This window comes from Pseudomonas protegens, from assembly GCF_003732485.1.
In the GTDB taxonomy this organism is placed as follows: domain Bacteria; phylum Pseudomonadota; class Gammaproteobacteria; order Pseudomonadales; family Pseudomonadaceae; genus Aquipseudomonas; species Aquipseudomonas protegens_B.
In genome coordinates, this window is sequence record NZ_MOAK01000052.1 from 8,565 (window position 1) to 9,688 (window position 1,124).

Below are 1,124 nucleotides of genomic sequence, written 5' to 3' on the forward strand. Positions count from 1 at the left end.
CCCCGGAACCGTTGCAGCCGGCCACCGTGTGCAGGCCCTCGGCAACCCGGCTGAAATAGGGTTCGCCGGAGCGGGTGCCGCTCAGGTGCCCGGTCCAGGTGTATTGCAGGTCGGCGTCGGTGATCCCGGGAAAGCGCTTTTGCAGGCCGCGCAGATGTTCCTCGCGGCGTACCGCCAACTGCGCCGGCCCCAGGTCACGCTGGCGGTATTCGACGGTATTGCGCATCAGCAGCCGGCGACCTGGCAGCAGGCGCACGGTGGCCGCTCCCGGCAGGGTGGAAAGCACGCCCCAGCCCTGCTCGTCCAACAGGCTCTGCCAGGGTTGTTCCTGCAGCGGCCGAGTGATGCTGGCGCTCAGTTCCAGGGGAAAGGTGCCGCTGTGCTTGACACCAACCCGAGGCAGGAAGGCGCCGACACAGGCCAGCACCTGGGTCGCCCTGATCTCGCCCTCCCGGGTCTGCGCCCGCCAACCCTCGCCGGGCACGGGTCGCAGGTCGTCCACCGGGCTGTTTTCATAGACGTTCACACGCTCGGGCAACGCTTGCAGCAGGCCCTTCACGTACTTGGCCGGCTGCAGCAAGGCGTTGCCACCGGCGCAGTGAATTGCCCGCTGATAGAAGGCGCTGCCCAAGCGCTGCTGCAGCGCCGGGCCTTCCAGATAGCAGGCCCGAGCCCCTACCGCATTCAAGGTGGCAACCCGCGCGGCACTGTCTTGCAGGTGCTGGGGCTGATGCACGGCGAAGTGGTAGCCGGCATCACTGAACTCGCACTCGATGGCCAGCTCGGCAATACGCTGGCGCACCTCCTCGCCGGCGGCGAAACCCACCCGCGAGGCGACTTGGTAGGCCGGATATCCAGGACGGTCGATCAGTTCGTCGACGCCCGGCAGTTCATGGCTGACCACAAACCCCGAATTGCGCGCCGAGGCGCCCTGGGCCGCGCGCTGACGATCCAGCAGGACGATGCGCTGCTGGGGAAACATCCGCGCCAGGGCGTGGGCCGCCGAGAGGCCGGTAATGCCGCCGCCGATGATCAGCCAGTCGGTTTTCTGCACGCCTTTGAGTGTCGGCCGCTGAGGGGTTTCCCCCGCCAGGGCGATCCAGCCACATACATTGTTCAAAGCC

General features: G+C 67.5%; 1 protein-coding gene. It reads right to left on the minus strand.

The annotated features are described in order from the left end of the window. Window positions 1-1,120 (minus strand): NAD(P)/FAD-dependent oxidoreductase (locus tag BLX41_RS13025; protein ID WP_259744816.1); only part of this gene is annotated, 1,120 nt, incomplete at its 3' end. Window positions 1,121-1,124 lie beyond the last annotated feature (4 nt).